This window comes from Paenibacillus terrae (assembly GCF_000943545.1).
In the GTDB taxonomy this organism is placed as follows: Bacteria; Bacillota; Bacilli; order Paenibacillales; family Paenibacillaceae; genus Paenibacillus; species Paenibacillus terrae_A.
Genome location: NZ_JTHP01000083.1, coordinates 1 through 17,037, shown reverse-complemented (window position 1 = coordinate 17,037; position 17,037 = coordinate 1). Strand labels below are relative to the sequence as shown.

The 17,037-nt window shown below is 51.0% G+C and carries 15 protein-coding genes and 1 pseudogene; 9 read left to right on the top strand and 7 right to left on the bottom strand.

Going from position 1 to position 17,037, the window contains the following annotated elements; genetic code table 11:
* Window positions 1-1,875 (bottom strand): DNA polymerase III subunit alpha (gene dnaE, locus QD47_RS26110; protein WP_044648855.1); only part of this gene is annotated, 1,875 nt, incomplete at its 3' end.
* Between the two features lie 137 nt (window positions 1,876-2,012).
* Here dnaE and QD47_RS26105 point away from each other — a divergent pair.
* Both QD47_RS26105 and QD47_RS26100 read left to right on the top strand, forming a co-directional pair.
* A complete protein-coding gene (locus QD47_RS26105) occupies window positions 2,013-2,342 on the top strand; it encodes a YtrH family sporulation protein (protein WP_044648854.1) in 330 nt (109 codons plus the stop codon).
* Window positions 2,343-2,354: 12 nt separating this feature from the next.
* A complete protein-coding gene (locus QD47_RS26100) occupies window positions 2,355-2,852 on the top strand; it encodes a hypothetical protein (protein WP_044648853.1) in 498 nt (165 codons plus the stop codon).
* Window positions 2,853-2,893: 41 nt separating this feature from the next.
* Here the strand turns inward: QD47_RS26100 and QD47_RS26095 are convergent, their stop codons facing one another.
* The 3 genes from QD47_RS26095 to QD47_RS26085 all read right to left on the bottom strand — a co-directional run bounded on the left by QD47_RS26095 (window position 2,894) and on the right by QD47_RS26085 (window position 5,132).
* Window positions 2,894-4,228 carry a DRTGG domain-containing protein gene (locus QD47_RS26095; protein ID WP_044648852.1) on the bottom strand — a complete coding sequence of 445 codons (1,335 nt, stop codon included), beginning with the start codon at window positions 4,226-4,228 and terminating at the stop codon, window positions 2,894-2,896.
* A gap of 202 nt (window positions 4,229-4,430) precedes the next feature.
* Window positions 4,431-4,715 carry a hypothetical protein gene (locus QD47_RS26090; protein ID WP_014280689.1) on the bottom strand — a complete coding sequence of 95 codons (285 nt, stop codon included), beginning with the start codon at window positions 4,713-4,715 and terminating at the stop codon, window positions 4,431-4,433.
* A gap of 72 nt (window positions 4,716-4,787) precedes the next feature.
* The gene (locus tag QD47_RS26085) at window positions 4,788-5,132 is read right to left on the bottom strand and encodes a YlbF/YmcA family competence regulator (protein ID WP_044648851.1); all 345 of its coding nucleotides are present in this window, start codon (window positions 5,130-5,132) and stop codon (window positions 4,788-4,790) included.
* A 164-nt stretch (window positions 5,133-5,296) separates the two neighbouring features.
* Here QD47_RS26085 and QD47_RS26080 point away from each other — a divergent pair, with 164 nt between their 5' ends.
* From QD47_RS26080 to QD47_RS26055, 6 genes are read left to right on the top strand one after another with little or no spacing between them, the layout of a single operon-like run.
* Window positions 5,297-6,667, top strand: a complete 1,371-nt coding sequence (locus QD47_RS26080) for a YheC/YheD family endospore coat-associated protein (RefSeq protein ID WP_044648850.1) — start codon at window positions 5,297-5,299, stop codon at window positions 6,665-6,667.
* Between the two features lie 44 nt (window positions 6,668-6,711).
* A complete protein-coding gene (locus QD47_RS26075; protein WP_044648849.1) occupies window positions 6,712-7,866 on the top strand; it encodes a YheC/YheD family endospore coat-associated protein in 1,155 nt (384 codons plus the stop codon).
* 12 nt (window positions 7,867-7,878) lie between these two features.
* The gene (locus QD47_RS26070; RefSeq protein ID WP_044648848.1) at window positions 7,879-9,249 is read left to right on the top strand and encodes a YheC/YheD family endospore coat-associated protein; all 1,371 of its coding nucleotides are present in this window, start codon (window positions 7,879-7,881) and stop codon (window positions 9,247-9,249) included.
* Window positions 9,246-10,355 (top strand): YheC/YheD family endospore coat-associated protein, encoded by a 1,110-nt coding sequence (locus tag QD47_RS26065; protein ID WP_044648847.1) that lies wholly within the window; start codon window positions 9,246-9,248, stop codon window positions 10,353-10,355. The genes QD47_RS26070 and QD47_RS26065 overlap by 4 nt, the downstream gene beginning before the upstream one ends.
* A 17-nt stretch (window positions 10,356-10,372) precedes the next feature.
* Window positions 10,373-10,888, top strand: a complete 516-nt coding sequence (locus tag QD47_RS26060; protein WP_044648846.1) for a GNAT family N-acetyltransferase — start codon at window positions 10,373-10,375, stop codon at window positions 10,886-10,888.
* Complete coding sequence (locus tag QD47_RS26055) at window positions 10,870-12,036, top strand: YheC/YheD family endospore coat-associated protein (RefSeq protein WP_044648845.1); 1,167 nt, start codon at window positions 10,870-10,872, stop codon at window positions 12,034-12,036. The genes QD47_RS26060 and QD47_RS26055 overlap by 19 nt, the downstream gene beginning before the upstream one ends.
* A 49-nt stretch (window positions 12,037-12,085) precedes the next feature.
* Here QD47_RS26055 and QD47_RS26050 read toward each other — a convergent pair whose 3' ends face one another.
* The 3 genes from QD47_RS26050 to QD47_RS26040 all read right to left on the bottom strand — a co-directional run bounded on the left by QD47_RS26050 (window position 12,086) and on the right by QD47_RS26040 (window position 16,579).
* Window positions 12,086-12,787 (bottom strand): HAD family hydrolase, encoded by a 702-nt coding sequence (locus tag QD47_RS26050; RefSeq protein WP_082067307.1) that lies wholly within the window; start codon window positions 12,785-12,787, stop codon window positions 12,086-12,088.
* Window positions 12,788-12,871: 84 nt separating this feature from the next.
* Window positions 12,872-13,534, bottom strand: a complete 663-nt coding sequence (locus tag QD47_RS26045) for a class I SAM-dependent methyltransferase (protein WP_044648843.1) — start codon at window positions 13,532-13,534, stop codon at window positions 12,872-12,874.
* Between the two features lie 69 nt (window positions 13,535-13,603).
* The gene (locus QD47_RS26040) at window positions 13,604-16,579 is read right to left on the bottom strand and encodes a methyltransferase domain-containing protein (protein WP_044648842.1); all 2,976 of its coding nucleotides are present in this window, start codon (window positions 16,577-16,579) and stop codon (window positions 13,604-13,606) included.
* A 101-nt stretch (window positions 16,580-16,680) separates the two neighbouring features.
* Here QD47_RS26040 and QD47_RS26035 point away from each other — a divergent pair.
* Window positions 16,681-17,037: pseudogene (locus tag QD47_RS26035) on the top strand (hypothetical protein); the annotation flags it as partial.

The window sequence follows — 17,037 nt, the reverse complement described above, 5'->3', positions numbered from 1 at the left end:
ACTTGGCTTTAGATCCTTGAGCACCCGGCGTACCCCCGCCGACTCCAGCTGGAACACACCGCCTGTGTCGCCTTTGCCCAGCATGTCATAGGTATGTGGGTCATTGTCAGGAATGCGGCTAAAATCAGGCGTTTCCCCATGTTCTTCGGTAATCCAACGCATACAGCGTTCAATAATAGAGAGGGTGCGCAGTCCAAGAAAATCCATTTTCAGCAAACCGATCCGCTCCAGATTTTCCATCGAGTATTGCGTCAGGGGAACCCCTTCACTCCCCTCTTGAAGCGGAACTGCATCAGTCAGCGGAGTCCGCGAAATGACGACACCCGCCGCATGGGTCGAAGCATGACGTGGCATGCCCTCTACTTTAATCGCCATATCCAGCAGCTCACGCGTCTTGGGCTTGGTTTCATACAGTGTCTTCAGCTCAGGGGTGATCTCAAGCGCATGACGGATATTAATCCCAAGCTGCGCCGGAATCAGCTTGGCCGCCTTGTCCACTTCTCCATACGGTACATTCAACGCACGCCCAACGTCACGCACTGCGGCTCTTGCCGCCAGCGTTCCGAAGGTAATAATTTGCGCTACATGCTCGTTACCGTACTTCTGCACCACATAGTCGATAACCTCGTCCCGTCGTTCATCGCTGAAATCAATATCTATATCCGGCATGCTAATCCGTTCAGGATTCAGAAACCGTTCAAACAGCAGGTTATATTTCATGGGATCCACATTCGTGATATTAAGTACATAAGCGACCAGACTGCCCGCCGAGGAACCCCGTCCCGGGCCGGTAGCAATATTATGCTTATGAGCAAAAGCGATAAAATCCCACACGATCAGAAAATAATCACTGAATCCCATGCTGTCAATCGTGTTCAGCTCATAACTGAGCCGCTGCTCCAGCCTTTCCCGTTGCTCCGGTTGTTCCCACGCCAGATCACTCCCATAACGACGCTCCAGCCCTTGCACACACAAACTACGCAGATAGGACGAAGGAGTCATGCCTTCCGGCAGCGGACGATATTCTGGCAAAATAGATTGCCCAAATTCCAGCTCCAGTTCACACTTTTCAGCAATACGCACCGTATTATCGATCGCTTCCGCCACATGCGGGAACAAGCGAGCCATGTCCTCCTGGCTTTTCAGGTACAACTGACGTGTCGGTATGCGCAAGCGTTCCTCATCGTCGACCGTCTTGCCTGTTCCAATGCAGATCAGAACGTCTTGTACATCTGCATCCGGCTCGGTCAGATAATGCACGTCATTCGTAGCTACCAGCGGAATATCCAGCTCCTTCGCCAACGCGATCAGAAGAGGATTTACGCGCTTTTGCTCCGACAGACCGTGATCCTGAAGCTCCAGATAAAAATCATCGCCAAAAATGTTGCGGTAGCGTTCCGCCGCCCGCCTTGCCTCGGCTTCCCGGCCATGCAGCAAATGCTGCGGCACTTCACCGCCCAAACATGCGCTCAGGCATATGATGCCTTCATGGTGGGCAGCCAGCGCTTCCATGTCGATACGTGGCTTGTAGTGAAACCCCTCCAAATGGCCGATAGAGCACAGCTTCATCAGATTTTGATAGCCTGTTTTATTTTTGGCGAGCAAAATTAAATGATATATGGGCTGATCCTTCCGGCTGCCACGCTCCTTGCGCGAGCCAGCCGTCATATAGGCCTCACACCCGATAATCGGCTTAATGCCGTTCTCTACACACGCTCTGTAAAAAGGAATGGCACCATACATCACCCCGTGATCCGTAAGGGCCAGTGCCTTCATTCCATAAGCTGATGCCTGTTTGACCAACTCCGCGGTACGAGCCGCGCCGTCCAGCAGGCTGTACTCGCTGTGAACATGCAAATGCACAAATGAACTCATGCGCTTCTCTTCCTTTCACCGCTTGTTTTTCTTCAAACTATTTTATCATATCCGCGTTGGTAGCGCCCATACAATAAAAGTACAGACCCGGACGGACAAGCGCGGTCCTGATTCTTATACCTAAGGAGGAAAAGAGCATGAGCACTTTTATATCCAAAGCGATTCTCGACTTCTTCATTGCCTTCGGCATCGTGCTCGGGGGAGCCATGCTCGGCGGAATGGGAGCTGTGGTATCGCTTCAGCCACCTACCCAGACGATGCTGGAGGTTGCCGGAAGAATTAAAATATGGGCGCTTGCCGCCGCTGTGGGGGGAACGATGGACCCGATCCGGGTCATTGAGAGCAATGTGCTGGATGGTAATTTGTCGCCTGCCATTAAGCAAATACTATATTTGATTTTCGCCTTTTTAGGCGCTCATATGGGTGCAGAGCTGGTCAAATGGGTATGCGGCAACGGACGACCATGAGGTGAAAAGACCATGAGAGTGCCCCCCTTTGAGCGCCTGCACCCTTTTATGCAATTATCCTCTGTGTTTGTGCTTGGCATGATTACCGGAGCGATTGTCTACAATGCCATTTGGCACGCCAGCTTCAATGAGCTGTGGACGAACAATCAAGACCTCCAATTCCAGCTCCAGCAAGCGCAGGAGGACAATAGAACCCTGCGCAAATACAGCAAGCGTCAGACTGTTGTCAAGGAAATCAAATTGATTGCTGAAGAAACTTCTGCCGAAAAGATTGACTCTATTAATCTAAAGGAGCTTCTTCGCCGCGTCAGCCGGGATTTGGAGGTACTGCGAGGCCGGGACATGTTCGAGATTGATTCCGACAGCAAGCTGGTACGCATGCTGCTTCACCAAAAAAAATACACCGTTCGTGACAAGGAGTATACGATCCAGGTCAAAACGATGCTTGTAATGGAAGGTGTGCTGCAAATTTGGCTGGAGGCAAAAGAAAGACTTCCGGAAAGTCATTGAGCTGCTCTACTCCGACTCCTCTTACTACACACGTATGGACACTAACCGTGTTCAATGGAGTGGAGCGTCATCACTGCTTTGCATACCAATTGATTTTCCCGTGAAATTGCAATTTCCAGCTTGCAGGTGCGGCGGCTTGTTTCCAGCAACAACGGACGAAGGACTATGGCATCCTCAATCTGTACGGGTCTGATAAAATAGGTCGTTAAATTGTCCAACACATAATCCTTCCCGCTCATATCTCTGGCAATCCGGTAGCCCGCTTGTGTCATCACATTGACCAGCACGCCTTCCGAAATGGTGCCCAGATTGGTCGCCATCTGAGGAATGACGAAGCCCCGAAAAAATAATGATCCGTCCTCATCACGCTCCTCTGCAAATCCGTTCCAAATGAGCTGGTCGAACGTCTCGCCGAGCTGTGGCTGCTTTTGGGCGTTGCGCAAGGCATCCAGTACCTCCCGCCGTGTGACGGACCCCAACAGCTTGCGGTTGCGGTCCACGACCGGTAAATAATCCACACCTTCCCACGCCATCATCTGCGCGGCCGAAGCGAGCGAGGTCTGGTAGGTCACCGTTACCGGATTGCGGATCAGGCATTTGTCCATCGTATGCTCGGGTTGCAGTCCCTCCACATCCTTGCGGCTGACGATACCGATCAGGCGGTTCCATTCATCCACCACCGCAAAATGGTGATTTCCAGTCGTCACCGAAAGCTCTTCAAATTCGGTAAGGGTACTGTTGATTTTCAAGGTCTGCGTCTTCGGTTTACCTGCCGCGATGTCTTCAATCAGCATAATCTTCTTTTTGATCAAGCGGTCGAAAATCGCTCTATTAATCATAGAGGCCACTGTAAAGGTATCGTGACGCGAAGAAATGATCGGCAAACTGATCTGGTCCGCCAGTTGCTTAACCTCCCGGCTCGTACCAAAGCCGCCTGTAATCAGTACGCCTGCTCCCTGCTCTAGCGCAAGGGAATGTGCATCCTCGCGGTTACCGACGATCAGCAAGCTGCCTGCATCAATGTATCGGGCCATAGCCTCTTCGCGCATCGCTCCAATGACATACTTGTGCAAGGGCTTTTCCAGCCCCTCGCTTCCCCCCAGCACATGTCCCTCCACGATATTCACGACATCGGCAAAGGTCAGCTGCTCGGACAACCCGCGTGGACGCTTTTCCACCCGCACCGTCCCGATGCGTTCCTTGGTAATGACAATTCCCAGGTTCTCCGCTTCCTTCACGGCCCGGTAGGCCGTTCCTTCGCTGACGCTCATTTCTTTAGCCAACCTGCGCACAGAAATTTTGGAGCCTATTTTCAACTGCTCGATATGACGCAATAGCTGCTCATGCTTCGTAACTGCTTCATCTAGCCCGTCCAACTCTGTTACACCCCCAACGTTCAATCTGTATCATTCTGTATCTATTATAGCACAAAATTCCGTCTTTTTAGACCCTCGTTAATCACGACATATCAGAGCCGGAAATAGCAAAAAGCGATCTCCTTTTTACAGGGACCGCTTTTTTAACTATCACGGATCGGCAGCATCAGAGCATGCTCATGACAAGCCGGGAGGAAACTTTTTATAGCGTGCTACCTTTATCAGCTTCTTTATCCCATTTCATCTGCCACTGCTTCATTTTGGCCCGCCGCACACGCTCCAGCGTTTTCCGTTTTTCCTCATCCACGCCAAGCAAAAAGTGCAGATTCGCTCCGATGACAAGCAACGCAAACAATACCCATACGATACCGAAGCCGTTGACCCAGTTCAATCCGCCCGTAAGCGAGATGCGCGGCAGCGCGGTAAGCACCATAGCCAGCGCAATCAGTGTGTACAAGCCGTGTTTCCATTTTTTAAAAGTACCCAATGTTATCCCTTCCTCTCCCTGTGACTCTATGTATCTAGTCTATGAGAGGGCAGGAAGGAATATGAGACAAACTTACAGAGACGAACCGTACAAATGCTGAAGGCTGTCTGCGATAATTTTGTTGACATCCTCAATGATCACACTCAGGCGGCGTTCGGCATCGAACAGACGGCAGATATTCAGGTTCAGGCTAAGCACCTCGAATAGCTTTTCCATTTTTTCCATCTCTTCCTGTGCCGGCATATCACCGCTCATCATCCGCTGTTGTACTTCCATTTGGCGCTCACGGAAATCGTCGAGCATTTTCTTGGCTTCCGGGTCGGTTTCAATCAGCTTCATCGCTGACGTAATTTCCTCCACCTCTTTGCTTTCCTTCAACGCTTTTGCCAAATCATGGGCTTTGTCATAGATATTCATATTCGTTATTTCCTCCAATTTCAAATAATCGTGCAAACATTTCACATTGTCCGTCAATCACCAAGGGATATATGTCCTCATATGATGAATCAGTGCTATTACAGCCCCTTCACGTTTCCCGTTACTTTTAAGACATCAAGTTGCTGCCCGGAAGGAGATCCACGATGTCCATCAAAAAAACAAGGATTCAAATCATCGGATCGGGCATCTTGCAGGATGACGTACTCATGGTCGGCGAGTCCTTGCTTCGCAAATGGAAAATATCCGAAGGCCACCCCGTACAGCTCGCCTTCGGTTCGTTCCGCCAGCAGGTTACCGTCATTTCGGTACCCCGTTACAGCGGCCTACGTGTGGGAAGCGTGCTGGCCCGAAAAATGGGACTTCATGCCAATTGCGAGCTGCGAGTAACCTACAGCCGAGGACGCCGGACAATTCGAGTGGGCCCACTTATTAGCGTGCTGGTCAGTCGGGACTATCCCGAACAGCCCGACAAGCCTTTCGGGTCGATCACCCTGTTCTGCCGTGAACTGATCGGGGAATGCCGCAGACAAGGAGCATATGTGTATTTTTTCACCCCGGAGCATATCGGAAGTCAGCCCGGACGCGTTCAGGGATGGGTCTATGACGGAGGCTGGAAAAAGACGGTCATGCCCGCCGGGGATGTCGTCAATAACCGGCTTACCTCTCGTAAACTCGAGAACAGAACTAGCGTACAGCATTTTATGAAAGAAGTAAAATCGCAGTACGGCACGGCCATTTTCAATGAAAAGTTTCTGGATAAAAATGAAGTATTCGATGCGCTTAAATCCAATTCATCCCTGCGCAAGTATTTACCCGAGTCCCATTTGCTGCAAACCTTTGCGGTCTTCAAAAAAATGTGCAACCAGTACCCCACTGTTTTTCTCAAGCCTGTGCGGGGAAGTCTGGGCAAAGGCATTATGCGCATTACGAAGCAAGCCGATGGCACCTTTTCCGTGCTGTCCACTACCGCCGGCGCACCACGAAAGCAAACGTATGCCACGATCGAGAAGCTGTATAAAGGTATGGCAGGAAAAATGAAAACGACGCGCTTCCAGCTCCAGCAGGGCCTTACCCTGATTGATCACGGCAAGCGTCCGGTTGACTTTCGTGCGCTTGTGCAGAAAAACGCCTCTGGCGCATGGACCGTGACCTCCATCGTCGCCCGGATTGCCGGGGGCAGCCATTTTGTGTCCAATCTGGCGCGAGGCGGCACGCTGAGCACAGTCAAGGAGGCCTTGGCCAAAACCACGCTGCCTGCCTTAACCAAGTCGAACGGCCAGACCCATCTTAAGACAGCCGCGCTCGAAATTGCAAACGGAGTTGAGAAAGCGATCCCTGCCCATTTTGCGGAATTTGGCATTGATCTGGCGATTGACAGCACGGGGCATATTTGGCTGCTGGAGGTCAACTCCAAGCCGTCGAAAAATGACAATACGCCGTTAAATGATCAGAAAACTCGGCCGTCCGTGAAAAAAATGATTGAATATTGCTGTTTTTCAGCCGGATTCAAATGAATCCGTCTCTTACGGAATTCGGCTGCCAAAGGAGGCTGTTATCGGTGTCTCTTGTCGTACCAGACACACTGGGTGTGCTCGTCAGCCGGAATCAGGCGGCGATTCCCCCGATTACCGAAGCGGAGTTTTGCCGCAGGCTAAGTCTGTTGGGCAGGCGCTCCGGCCTTAACGTAATGGCGTTTACCACGGAAGGAATTTCGCCCGAAGAACACTCCATACGAGGTTATGCCTATCGCGACGGAGTATGGACATCCAGCCGCTTTCCCCTGCCGGATATTGTGTATAACCGCTGTTTCCATGCCCACGGGAGCCGGAACGCCGGGCACGCGCTGCAGCACATGGCAGAGCAGGGATCACGCAAGCTCATCTACTGGTCGCGTAACTTGCCCGGCAAATGGCAAGTGTACCGTGCGCTGCACACGATAGATGAAGTGCGTCCCTTTGTGCCGCCTACGGCGCCTTACCGAGACACGGCTCAGCTTGTGGAATGGCTGCACCGCCATTCGGCGCTATTTATGAAGCCCCAGACCGGAACGCACGGCAAGGGCACGCTGTATCTCCGGCTATCGGATGGAGACGCCGGACTGCTCGTGCAGGGCAGAGACTCCCGAAACCGTCCGTTCCGGCGCTTGTTTTCCGAGCTGGATGCCGGATTGTCATGGGTCAACGTGATTGCAGGCAGACGCTCTTATATCGTGCAGCCTTATTTGAAATTAACGAGCCAAAGCGGTCATCCCTTTGATGTCCGCGCGCTCATGCAAAAGGATGGAAAGGGCTGCTGGCGTCTGACGGGCTTTGCCGTGAGAGAAGGCAGGAAAGGAACCCTGACTTCCAATCTGCACGGAGGGGGCGCAGCCCATCCGGCAGAACCTTACCTTCGTGAACAATATGGCGCGGACAGCACGCGTCTCATCATTGGGCAGATGATGGCGCTGTCCCTGACCATTACCAGGGCGCTGGAGGAGCGATATGGTCGCCTTGGCGAGCTGGGGATTGATTATGGTATTGACCGGAGTGGGAACATCTGGCTATTGGAGGTTAATTCCCGGCCGGGTCGGGCCGCCTTTTTCCAGACCCGTCAGCCAAAGTGTGCTTTCCGGTCAGTCAACCGCCCACTCGAATATGCTCGATATTTAATGACCCATTCCAAAGTGACAGGGTCAAAGGGCGCAGACACCTCCCTTGAACATATGGTATAGGAGGATAAACAGATGAGTTTAACGCATTGCAACGTGCATTTCTCACAGCAGCCCGACAAGGTGGCGTATATATCCACTGCCTTGTTGAAAAGCCTTAAATTATCCGGAACCAAGTCCATTCGTCTGCGGCTCGGTAAGGATCAGATTCCCACCACGATAAAACCGATTCAGAAGGCGGGACGCCATCTGTACCTGACCTCAAGCTTGCGTAATGCCATCCGTGTTCCTAAAAGCGGATCCATCTATTTGCGGAATCTGGACGGAGATATACAGCTTGGACCGTTAATTGGCGTGCTGTCTGACGGCACAGCCTCTGCCACCCGCCCTTTTGGCTCACGCACGGGCTTCATTAAGCAACTGCTGAAGGAAGGCAGCAAGAATTCTTATATTTTTGCCTTCACTCCTCGGGATATCAACTGGCAAAACGATACGATTAACGGCTATTTTCTGTCATCAAGCGGGGTATTTTCACGCAAAATCGTACCTTTACCGGACGTGATTTACAATCGGCTGCCGAGCCGCCGCTCTGATTTTTCCCCGGCGATCAATCAGCTGCGCGAACGCTTTTCCCGCAAACGGATTCCCTTTTTCAACTGGAGCTTCTTCAACAAGTCGGATATCTATCATCTTCTGGAAAATAATTCCGAGGTTAACCGTTATGTCCCCGAATCGTATATGAATCCCAGCTCTGAACGTATCCGAGGCATGCTGGAGCGTCATCAATTTGCTTATTACAAACCAAGCGGAGGTAGTCTCGGTAAAGGAATTTACCGTCTCTCCCATGTTCCCAAGCAAGGTTATTATGTAAGGTACCGTAAGAAAAACAGCAATGTATTGCTGCGCTTCAACTCTTTTAACTCTATGCTACGTATGCTCCACTCCAATCAGGGCCAGACGTTAAAGGGCTACGTCATTCAGCAGGGTATCCAGCTGATTGAGATTGACAATTGCCCGATTGATTTCCGATTTCATATGCACAAGAACGGCAACAACCAGTGGGTCGTCGTCGGAATTGGAGCCAAAAAAGCCGGACGCGGCAGTGTCACGACCCATATTAAAAACGGCGGCTCCCTCATGACACCCGAGCAGGCGCTGAACCGGGTATTCGGAGACCGGGCGGGCGAGGTGCTTCAGCGTGCCAAGAACGTAGCGGTTACACTCGCAGAAGCCATCGAGTACCATCACCAGCATCTGCTGGGTGAAATCGGCTTCGATCTGGGCATTGACCAACAGGAAAAGGTATGGATGTTCGAAGCCAATTCCAAGCCCGGGCGATCCATTTTTCAGCATCCATCGTTGCGTGCGGAGGGTAAAGCATCCGTGGAGCATATTTTGGACCACTGTCTTTACCTCAGTAAATTCCGCAGAAAAGAGGAACTATGAATACCCGGGCGGAGTACAAACCAGTCGTTGCCATATTGACCGTGCACGACGAAGGACAATTTTTCAAGGGAAATCGGCGCAATTTCAGGGATATTCTTGAAATGGGGACGCGGATGGGCTATCAGGTGTACATTGTTACCGTCAGGGACCTGAAGCTGACATCGGAGACAGTCAGGGGCTATATTTTCAACAAGACCTCACAGATGTGGGAGGAACAAAATTTTCCACTACCGCAAATCATTTATAATCGCATCCCGAACCGCAACTATGAGCTTAAAACTTCTGTTCGCACAAAGCTGAATGAAATTTCTCATGCCTCTGGCATTGAACTGTACAATCCGGGCTTTTTCAACAAATGGGAGCTGTTCAAATGGCTCCGTGCTTCGGAATCCACTCGTCAGTTCGTACCAGCGACCAAACGCTTAAGCAACCTGTCTTCCTTGGGCAAAATGCTGTCTGTGTATCCATACCTGTATCTCAAGCCAGAGAACGGCAAGGCCGGAAAAGGGATTATGATTCTCAAATACCGACCGGACCTTCTCATGGCTTACAGGCTGACGATTCAGCATGACAAAAAAAGCGTAACCTACCGATCTGTATCGCTGTCCCGACTGTGGGGGCGTATTCGCCGGGAAGCTGGCACTTCGCCTTATATCATTCAGCAGGGCATAGAGCTGGCAACCTATCAGAAAAAGCCCTTCGACCTGCGTATCCTGGTGCAAAAAAACACCCATGGCTCTTGGAGCACTACGGGAGTCGGTGCCAGACTGGCGGGTAAGGGGAGCATTACAACGCATGTTCCGCGCGGCGGAAGTGTGGAAGACCCGTTCAAGCTGCTATCTGCGCTGTTTGGACCTGAGAACAGTAAGGATCTGTTGAACAAGATTAAAAGTACCGCCATACAGATTGCACGCCAAATTGAACGAGGCTCCGGTCTTTCCCACGGCGAAATGTCCATGGATTTGGGCGTAGATACGTTCGGAATCCTCTGGTTTTTTGAAGCCAACTCCAAACCGATGAAATTTGACGAGCCAGAAATTCGTCAAAAATCGCTGAGACGCATATTCCAGTACAGCTCCTATTTGGCCGGACGAATGAAATTATGAGTCAAGGAAGTGGAATCATGCCGCAAATAAGCGATGTTCAACATTTGCCTGCCCGGAGCTGGCTGCTGAGACGACGGCAGCTGCTATTTCTGGCCCGTAGCTCGGGCGGCATGCGCATTACCCGCAATGCCTTGCGGCAGCTGGCCGTTTTAACGCCGGAGCAATTAAAATTACCCGGCTCCTCCCTCCTGTGCGCTTATCTGCGCACGGAGCAAGGGCTGCGGATTGCGGGATTTTGCCTCGCTCTGAATTACGGTGAGGATGCGTGCATCGTGATCGTTCGTCCGCTTTACCGGGGCCGCAGACTGGGCGCTAGACTGCTGTCCGCCCAGCTCAAACAGCTGCGCCGCCTGACGTGCAGCGTGGCCGCCGACAATATGGCCAGTCTCAAAACCTGCTTTCGCGCTGGACTTGTTGCGCATGAAATGACGACTGGACCGACCGGAAAGCCTACGCTAATATTTCGCGGGGAGTTATCCGAAGATGAGCAGACGGCAGAGGAAGGTGGAATGCTGTGCCAAAACCTGTCCTAGGCATCATGACCTTGTATTTGAACAACAAGAAGCAATTGGAGGAGCGCGACATATATGAGCGCATGATTGCAGAAGGGAACAGACTGGGACTGGATATGTATGTATTCACTCCTGCAGATGTCCATAAGGATCGCAGGCTGCTTCTTGCCCAAATCTATGATCCACAAAGCGGAAAATGGACCCTTAAATGGCGGAAATTCCCTGATATGATTTTCGATCGTTGCCGGGTACAGCGCAGTGAGCGGTATCAGCAGTTAAAGCAATTTCGGGTGCAATATACGGATCTCGTATATTTAAACCGACCGCTGAGTAACAAATGGGCCATTCATCAGCAGCTTGCGAGAAGGGCCGCCTTTCGACCGCATCTGCCCGATACGGAGCCGTTCACAGGATTTCATAGTGTTAAGCGGATGCTCAAAAAGAATTCACTGGTCTACCTAAAGCCGATTAACGGTACGGGGGGGCGTGGAATTCTGCGCATTGAGCCTGTTAACAAGCAAGGGGGACTGTATCTGGTCGAGGGCCGCAATCGCAAACGTCATATTATTCCTCAGCAGCGGGTGCGTCTGGACCGTCTGGAGCCGCGTCTGAGCAGTTGGAACATGGACAATTACATTGTTCAGGAAGGTATTCCTGTGCAACTGCCGAATGGCAGGGTTCATGATTATCGCATGCTGGTGCAAAAAAATGGCCAGGGGACATGGGAGTTAACTGGATGCGCAGGACGGATCGGGGCACATCGCAGCGTTACTTCCAACCTGCATGGCGGAGGCAAGGCGGTACCGATGAATCAGCTGCTGACACAATGGATTCGTAATGAAGATCAGAGAGATAAGATCACCAAGCAAGGGGAAAAGCTCGGGCTGGATATCGCAGCTTATCTGGAGGAAAGCTACGGGGCATTATGCGAGCTCGCGCTCGATTTGGCGATCAACAAGGACGGTCACATTTACGTACTGGAGGTCAATCCGAAGCCAGCACGCGAGGTATTTGCACGTATTGGTGAAAAAGAAACCTACCGCCGCTCTATCGCCAAGCCCATGGAATACGCCTTATGGGTCTATCACACACAAATTAATCCAAAACCTCTGACGGATCACAACACAGAGAGCAAAACAGAGAATAAGGCAAAGGAAGGCTCCGCGTAAAAGCGGCAGCCTTCCTTTGTTTTGTGATATGTCTGATATACCTTAATGGTTACTTTGCGTTTTTATACAATGTGAGCAGCTGCGTGAAGTCCGTAATAATCGCATCGGAACCCTTCAACTCGTCGTTTACGCCAAATCCAGCATAGGCACAGCCGATGACTGTTTGTCCGTTCTTTTTGCCTGCCTCCACATCGGAAGAACGGTCACCTACCATCCATACGTTGGAAATCCCGTGCTTACTCAACAAAATCTCCAGCAAATTCACTTTGGATAGTGTGCTGTATTCACCAGCGCTATACAATCCTTCAAAAATCGGGACCATTTCATATGCAGCCGCTATCCCTTTCACATAATCCTCCAGCCCATTACTGGCTACGAACAATCTTACACCCTGTTCATGGAGGGTTTGGAGCGTTTCTTTTACATGCGGATACAGGGCATGACTTCCGTTCTTCAATCCCTCCAGCTCCAGCTGGAGCAGCAGCTCGTCCGCTCTTCTGTGGGCCGCTTCGCTGGCTTCCGGCATCACTCTTCTCCAGATTTCGTCCAGCAGCATACCCAAACTATTCAAAATAAGCTCCTCTGGAGGCGTCCCTCCTTCAAAAAGACCTTCGGCGCGCAGCGTATCAAACAGCTTGTGATAAGCAGGAAGCAGCAACGTCTCCGTCTGAAAAAGTGTACCATCCATATCAAATACCATAGCCTCAGGTTTCTTCAACACAGGTGCATTGTTCATGTAGTTGTCAGTCATTCCTTTCCTATGTAGGTTTACAGTTCCGACCCCTCTCATGATAAGCAATAAGAGAGGTCCGTGTAAACCTCATTGCGCATACCGTTAGCTCTTGTATTTTTTCAAAACAGCCCTGAAACAATGCAAACCGCCCCACAAATCTGTGCGCAAGGCATCCGGCGGAAGGTTAAGATCAACCTCGCTCCAGTACGAAAACCCCGCCTGACCTATCCATTGCTCCATCGCAGACAGATTAACCGTAGGGTAATCAAACGTCAGCAGAAGCATTCCGTCATCTCGTAAAGTCCGGTGAAATTCACGCAGGGTAGCTAACAAGTCATCAGGGGTTAGATGCTCCAGCACTGATATACATACAATTTTGTCAAAGCTGGCCGTCTCATAAGGCAAGGCGGTTAGATTAGCATGCGCGGAGTGAAGACGAACCGGTAAAATTTCCTGGACACGCTCGGCAGCCTCCTCTCCGATATCCCGGCGCACCTCGGCCAATATGGCATCCACGGAAACGATCCTCATATCCAGATCACAGGCATAGGCCTGAGCGCAGCGGCGGGCCAGCTCAAACTTGAACGGATGCGGGATACCACATGCCGCGTCAAGCACCGTATCCTGCCCGGACATAAAGTGCAGACACCACTCATACTCATAGGGACGGCTCCACCAGCTTTGGGGCAGCCTGTAGATCAGGCTGGAGGTATTGGGATCGGAATGTACGAAAAAGCGGGAGAGGTACGGATCAGCGGTATTCATGGGATATAGCCTCCTTTTGAATGAAAGGTGAAACGGTATGGATTCAGAGCGTATATTCCCCCAGCCAGCTCAGATCGCCCTTGCCACGCAGCATAGCTCATGACCACGTTTCTCGCCTTGAAGTTTGGCCAACAGCCCCATCCGCTCCATGAAAGTAAGCTCGCCATACAAAGGATGCGCCTCTATCAAGGCGTCCAGACCGGAAGGGAGCTGGCGGGTGAACAGGGCCACCGGGTGCAGACCGGACTCCGCCAGCAAACGTGTCAGCGTGTGCTCTGAATAATGATACAAATGATCTTCCTCGGTAAATAAAGGCGAGTGAACACCATAAGCCTCATTTGTAAACGAGTTTTTGTTGGGTACTGTAATGTATAACGTTCCATCCGGTGGAAGCTGCTCGCGTAAATCTGTTAAAAACGCCACCGGGTCTGCAATATGCTCCAGCACATGCCAGCATGCAACAGCCTCATATTCGTGATCCAGTGTTAAGGCAGTATCTCCCTCTGTTTCTGGCGCTTCATTCGCCGCTTCTTCTTCTGTTTCCGTTTCTGTATCGCCATTCCAGTAGCCCGGCAGCAGATCCACGTCATATTTGTATTTGGCATATGCGCGCGAGTCTATGGAAGGCTCAATGCCCACAGCATTCCATCCACTTTGAAGGGCAGCATGAATAAATTCTCCGGTACCTGATCCAATTTCCAGTAATTTTCCTTTACCGGGACTGAACATATCCAGCAGCATGAGTCCGAAAAGAGCATGATCCCCGTAGGTTGAGGCGGCTGCACTATCGCGCATGGCGACCCATTTGACGTTATAGATATCTGCGATCATATTCTCAGGCTGTATCCGATCCACATCATTGCGAAAAATAAGCCCACATGAGCCACATCCTATCAATGTAAAATGTTCATACCGATGAAACACCGCCGTATTGGACGAGCCGCACAGTTTGCAAGCCATGCCCTGTGCTTCCCCCTTCCCTTTTCCATAAAGTGCGTCCTCTATTTCGCTTTTGGTAAGAGCATGGGAGCCAATAATAGCATGAACACCAGCAATCTTAGCGACAGCATTCTTGTTGACAGGATTCGCAGGGTTAGCCGCTTCATGAACAGGAGCAGGTTCAACGAGATGGACACCGTTCGCCACTTGAACAGCTTCAGCGGTATGAATTGCTTCAATTCTATTCTCAGCTCTAGCAGGATAGGTATCCTCGGTAATCGCATCTTGGATATTCGTGCCCGTATTCACATCGGAATTTACACCGCTAGTGTCTTCAGATTCAGCCTCATGTTTATTTTTTACACCCTCTCGGTCTGGGTCTATCCAGAGAATGAGCCGGGGAGTTGGATCGAATATGGACTCATATTGTTCCTTCCACCCATAACAGGCATCCGGGTCCAACTGTTGATAACGCTCGTATTTGGCGGTGCGAATAGCTGGTGTATACCAGCCCCAGTGCTGGATACGATAGTCGCTAATCTCACTCGGAAGCTCAAGCACATTATCGGGAAATCTCCCGCAATGCAAATATTGCTCCTTCCATTTATAAGGGAAGCTATCCCGGTATCGAGTCAAAAAAGGGCGGTAGTAACGATGAGCTTGCCAGTAATCATCATCGCGATAATGCGTGGGAGACCACATATCAAACAGCCTGAAACAAATGGTATCGGCTTTCGTTCCGGCTAATAGAGCATGCACACCTTGGGCAAATCGGGATTCGAACATTTCGTCAGCATCCATGTTTAAAATCCATTCCGGGGAAGATGCCAGTGTCTCTCTCCACTGCTGCTTCCGCAGCTCCACTTCATTCGTAAAGGAGGCCCTTTCATTACGGATCAAACGCAGTGGAATCCCCTTTAGCAGGTCTTGGCACAATTCACCACTATCATCACGGCTGCCATCATCAATAATGACCGCTTCATCAATATATTCCCGATGACTTCGGAGCACTTCTGCGAGCTTGCGATCTGCCTCATTGCATACCGTCATGCTCAGCGTCAGTTTGGGCCTGGAGACAGGCGGAGCATGAAGCTCACTATGTCGTGGACCAGAGAAAACGGGTGGCACGACAAAAGAATCCGTAGCATGCTTTGCAAAGACAGCAGACTCGCGGAGATCCCGTGGAATGGTAATTTCAGGCGACGTAGAGGAAGTGCTGGATGGATAATTTTCTAAAATATCTGAAGTTTTGGAAGTGTTTGAAGCTTCTTGGTCGTCCCTATTAACAGCGCCCTGCGTAATTCCATTCAGGGTCAGTAGCAATTGTTCTGCCTTGATGCGGTCCGCTTCCCGGTACAAATGCATGGCAGGATAGTGCGTATCTACAAAAAGCGGAAACCCGTACGCCGCCGCCCGGATGCAAAAATGTCGATCCTCTCCCCAAAAAGAAACGTTAGGGATTTTACCAAAATGAATTCCAACTTCCAGCGCCCTTCTACGGATTAAGGTACACGCACCCAGACCGCCTACCTCATACAAACCGGGAACATGCAACTGATGTATAAATTGCAGCTCGCGATGTGCCCGCTCTTCTGCCGATAGCACTTCACCTTCTTCACGATGGAACAGATTGTATTCATCACTGACCCACACCTGAGGCAATAACGTCCCATCGGGCTGCCAGCGTGTCCAGAAAATCTCGGATACGATATCCTTCTCCGTCTCGACCAGTCTGCATAAGGTGCGGGAATGGAGGATCAGGTCTGAATCGACCAAAAATAGTGCGTCGTAATGATGCTGAAGCGCGTAGTCAATGAGACGATTTTTGAATCCGGCCACTTTCCAAACGAGGGAAGGCGGCCAATAATGGGTATGCTCATCACTTCGGTTCTCATATTGCTGCAAGCCTGACAGCGGGGGCAAAACACGCCCCGGGAGCCGGTCCGCAAAATCGGCCAGCCATTGGCTTGAAGCCAGATTGTCATTATCATCGACGAACAAATAATCCGGCAGCACATCGGGTGCTTCCAGCCGCTCCAAAGCTTGAAGAAATAAAGCTAATATCTCGGGCTTCTGATGCACCGGGCTACCGATTAATATACGCATGAGTCGACGCCTCCCATCAGGCGGAAGCCTCATAACCGTTCCTCCTGCTTGCTCTGACGCATACGATAATTGCGATGAAGCGATAAAGGAGTGAGCGTGATATGAATGGACTTACACCTGGAAATATCGATGAAAACAACATCAATGCACTGCTTGCCTGCATCGCCTTTCAAGAGCTGTCATTAAGTCACCTGATTAATGCTGAAGGTGAGAAAATACAATATGCCGTCGGGACCCTTCCCGGCCTTACACCACCCGCAGGGAGCATTGCCGAGCTTCTGGAGGTAAATAACAGCGTACAATCGGTTTTGAATTGTACATTTTTAAACGAGCTTGCCCTGCTGGCTCAGCTCCAGTGCCTGCTCATTCCGTCAGGCATTACTGGGACGACCTGTTGTTTTCCGTTTGGAAGCACTGGAGCTACTGGAGCTACGGGTGACACCGGAGCCACGGGTAGC

Coding starts and splice junctions, on each gene's coding strand:
- QD47_RS26105 (WP_044648854.1), top strand. CDS start 2,013: ATGAGCACTTTTATATCCAAAGCGATTCTCGACTTCTTCATTGCCTTC.
- QD47_RS26100 (WP_044648853.1), top strand. CDS start 2,355: ATGAGAGTGCCCCCCTTTGAGCGCCTGCACCCTTTTATGCAATTATCC.
- QD47_RS26085 (WP_044648851.1), bottom strand. CDS start 5,132: ATGAATATCTATGACAAAGCCCATGATTTGGCAAAAGCGTTGAAGGAA.
- QD47_RS26080 (WP_044648850.1), top strand. CDS start 5,297: ATGTCCATCAAAAAAACAAGGATTCAAATCATCGGATCGGGCATCTTG.
- QD47_RS26070 (WP_044648848.1), top strand. CDS start 7,879: ATGAGTTTAACGCATTGCAACGTGCATTTCTCACAGCAGCCCGACAAG.
- QD47_RS26065 (WP_044648847.1), top strand. CDS start 9,246: ATGAATACCCGGGCGGAGTACAAACCAGTCGTTGCCATATTGACCGTG.
- QD47_RS26060 (WP_044648846.1), top strand. CDS start 10,373: ATGCCGCAAATAAGCGATGTTCAACATTTGCCTGCCCGGAGCTGGCTG.
- QD47_RS26050 (WP_082067307.1), bottom strand. CDS start 12,787: ATGACTGACAACTACATGAACAATGCACCTGTGTTGAAGAAACCTGAG.
- QD47_RS26045 (WP_044648843.1), bottom strand. CDS start 13,534: ATGAATACCGCTGATCCGTACCTCTCCCGCTTTTTCGTACATTCCGAT.
- QD47_RS26040 (WP_044648842.1), bottom strand. CDS start 16,579: ATGCGTATATTAATCGGTAGCCCGGTGCATCAGAAGCCCGAGATATTA.